Annotated in this window: 5 protein-coding genes; 4 read left to right on the top strand and 1 reads right to left on the bottom strand. The window is 66.2% G+C overall.

All coding sequences use genetic code 11. From position 1 onward, the window contains the following. The first annotated feature begins 48 nt into the window (after window positions 1-48). From ACMUOO_RS17005 to ACMUOO_RS16995, 3 genes are all read left to right on the top strand, one after another. Complete coding sequence (locus tag ACMUOO_RS17005) at window positions 49-1,626, top strand: DUF5928 domain-containing protein (protein ID WP_413855788.1); 1,578 nt, start codon at window positions 49-51, stop codon at window positions 1,624-1,626. 8 nt (window positions 1,627-1,634) lie between these two features. After that, window positions 1,635-2,018 (top strand): histidine triad nucleotide-binding protein, encoded by a 384-nt coding sequence (locus ACMUOO_RS17000; RefSeq protein ID WP_301917900.1) that lies wholly within the window; start codon window positions 1,635-1,637, stop codon window positions 2,016-2,018. 63 nt (window positions 2,019-2,081) lie between these two features. Continuing rightward, entirely contained in the window at window positions 2,082-2,267 is a 186-nt protein-coding gene (locus ACMUOO_RS16995; RefSeq protein WP_301917899.1) for a zinc-finger domain-containing protein, read from the top strand. A gap of 28 nt (window positions 2,268-2,295) precedes the next feature. Here the strand turns inward: ACMUOO_RS16995 and ACMUOO_RS16990 are convergent, their stop codons facing one another. Further along, window positions 2,296-2,454, bottom strand: a complete 159-nt coding sequence (locus ACMUOO_RS16990; protein WP_301917898.1) for a hypothetical protein — start codon at window positions 2,452-2,454, stop codon at window positions 2,296-2,298. A gap of 149 nt (window positions 2,455-2,603) precedes the next feature. Here ACMUOO_RS16990 and ACMUOO_RS16985 point away from each other — a divergent pair. After that, window positions 2,604-2,936, top strand: a 333-nt coding sequence (locus tag ACMUOO_RS16985) for a 5'-3' exonuclease (RefSeq protein ID WP_413855787.1), incomplete at its 3' end; no start/stop codon positions are given.

Raw genomic sequence — 2,936 nt, 5'->3', positions numbered from 1 at the left:
ACCGAAATCCCTCAACAATCCATTGCCGGTCGGTTAACAGGTTCCCAAATGGCAAGGATCGCCTTCATTCTTCTCTGTCACAAGGACCCCGAGGGGATCATCCGTCAGGCCGAACGGCTGACGGCCGTCGGCGACTGCATGGCGATCCACTTCGACGCCCGTGCCGGGGCGGAGGAGTTCCGCCGCATCCGCGCGGCGCTGGCCGAAAACCCCAACGTCTCCTTCGCGCGGAGGCGCGTCAAGTGTGGCTGGGGCGAGTGGAGCCTTGTCGCCGCGACGCTGGAGGCGGTGCGCGCGGCGCTCGCGGCTTTTCCGGACGCCACGCATCTCTACATGCTCTCGGGCGACTGCATGGCGATCAAGTCGGCCGAATACATCCACGCCTTCCTCGACAGGGAAGATGCCGACTACATCGAAAGCTTCGACTTCTTTACCTCGGACTGGATCAAGACCGGGATCAAGGGCGACCGGCTGGTCTACCGCCACCCGTTCAACGAACGCACGCAAAAGCGGCTCTTCTACGGGTTCTACGCCTTGCAGAAGCGTCTCGGCCTGACCCGGGCCATCCCCACCGACCTGCATGTGATGATCGGCAGCCAGTGGTGGTGCCTGCGGCGGCGCACCGTCGAATGGGTGCTCGACTTCTGCGCGCGGCGCCCCGAGGTCGTGAGGTTCTTCCGCACGACCTGGATCCCTGACGAGACCTTCTTCCAGACGATCGTCCGCCAGGTCGTGCCGGATCGGGAGATCCGGGCGCGGAGCCTGACCTTCCTGATGTTCTCCGACTACGGGATGCCCGTGACCTTCTACAACGATCACTACGACCTTCTTCTGGCGCAGGACCACCTCTTCGCCCGCAAGATCAGCGCCGAGGCGCGGGAGCTCAGGCGCCGGCTGGGCGAGCTCTACGCCGCGCGCGGCGTCGGCTTCGCCATCTCGAACGAAGGGCAGCGGCTCTACCGCTTCCTCACCGGGCGGGGACGCGAGGGTCGCCGCTTCGCCCGTCGGTTCTGGGAGCGCGAGGCGAGCCTCGGGCGGGACCGGGAGCTTCTGATCCTCGTCTGCAAGAAATGGCACGTCGCCAAGCGGCTCGCCGATCAGGCATCGGCCGCGACCGGGGTGCCGGCCGTCCACTATCTCTTCAACGAGGAGGCGACACTGCTGCCCGACCTCGGCGGGATCGAACGGCGGCTCGACAAGCGCAACCGGCACCGTCGCGCCCTCGTCCGCCTCCTCTACGACCGCTTCGGCACCGACCGGCTGCTCCTCTGCATGGACCCGGCCGATTTCGACCTCATCCGCGATTTCGACGCCGATCGGGCGACGGTCCGCATCCTCGAGATTGCCTGCGATTTCTCCGACAGCTACCTGGAGGGCCACGCGCGGCGCACGGGGCTTGCCGGGGAAGCGACGGGGCCCGATACGATGGCGCGGCTCCTGCCGACGATCCGGGCCGACATCGCCCATGAAAGCGACCGCCTCCGCGACGCGGGCTTTGCCCATTTCCAACGTATCAGTCAGGCTGCGGGCGCGGCCGAAAATGCCGTGCCATTGGCCGCGTTTCTGTCTATTCCGGTGGAAACCGCGCAAGGGATCGCGGGTGCCGACCATCTCTTTTCCGACTGAGGGACGCCATGAGCTACGTCTACGACGACACCAACATATTCGCCCGAATCCTGCGCGGCGAAATCCCGAACAAGACCGTGCTGGAGACGGACCACACGCTCGCCTTCCACGACATCGCGCCACAGGCGCCGGTACATGTCCTCGTGGTTCCCAAGGGCAAGTACGTGAACTTCGACCATTTCTCCGGCGAAGCCTCGGACGAGGAGATCGCCGATTTCGCCCGAACCGCGGCCGAGGTCTGCCGCATGACCGGCGTCAGGCCGGGCGCGGGCGGGCAGGGCTATCGCACCATCTCCAATGCCGGCACGCACGGGGTACAGGAGGTGCCGCACTACCACATGCACATCCTCGGCGGCCGGGGTCTGGGCCGGATGCTGTCCCGCGCGGAGTGAGCCGGCTTGCCCCCGACGGCCCTTTCGCTATCATGCGGCGAACGCACAGACGGAGCCCCGACGATGACAATTCCCGCCCCCGAGACCGAGGTTGTGACCACCTGGAAAGTGGCCTGCGACGGGGGTGAGGGCGCGCTTGGCCATCCCCGCGTCTGGCTGACGATTCCGCGCGACACCGGCTTCGTCGAATGCGGCTACTGCGACAAGAAATACCTGATCGACCGCGATCACGCGCACGAGGATCACTGAGGCATCCGGCGGCATCCGGCCGCCTGCGTCAGGACTTCTTCTCGGCCGCCGCCTTCATGCGCTTCAGCAACTCGGCCTTCGGCTGGGGTCGGCCGAAAGGGTTCTTCTCGCTGCCCTTCGCATTGTGCTCGGCGTGGCGGGGCGCCTTCCTGCCGGTCTTGGCCATTCCTGATTTGCCGTAGTCCATGGTGGCCTCCTGCCTCGATGCTGCGGTCAGTGCAATATCGGGAGGCGCGCGCGACCTCGCAATGGCCCCCTGTCGCCGCCGGCCCCATGGACCCCTGCAACGGACTCTGCCATACCTCGGATCGTCCGGGACGGGAAGGGAGCGCGGCCATGACATTCGGCAAGGGCAGCCACCTGCACCTGATCGACGGGTCGGCCTATATCTTCCGCGCCTATCACGCGCTGCCGCCCTTGACCCGCAAGTCGGACGGGCTGCCGATCGGCGCGGTGGCGGGGTTCTGCAACATGCTCTGGTCGCAGCTTGCCAACAACAAGGGCAGCGACGCCCCCACCCATATCGCCTGCGTCTTCGATTATTCCTCCAAGACCTTCCGCGACGATATCTACGACAAGTACAAGGCCAACCGGCCGGAATTGCCGGAGGATCTGCGGCCGCAGTTCCCGCTGACCCGCGAGGCGACAAGGGCCTTCGGCGTCGCCTCG

The organism is Albidovulum sp. (assembly GCF_041919395.1).
Taxonomy (GTDB): domain Bacteria; phylum Pseudomonadota; class Alphaproteobacteria; order Rhodobacterales; family Rhodobacteraceae; genus Albidovulum.
Note: the sequence above shows the minus strand (reverse complement) of the source record. Positions and strands in the feature narration are given on the sequence as shown.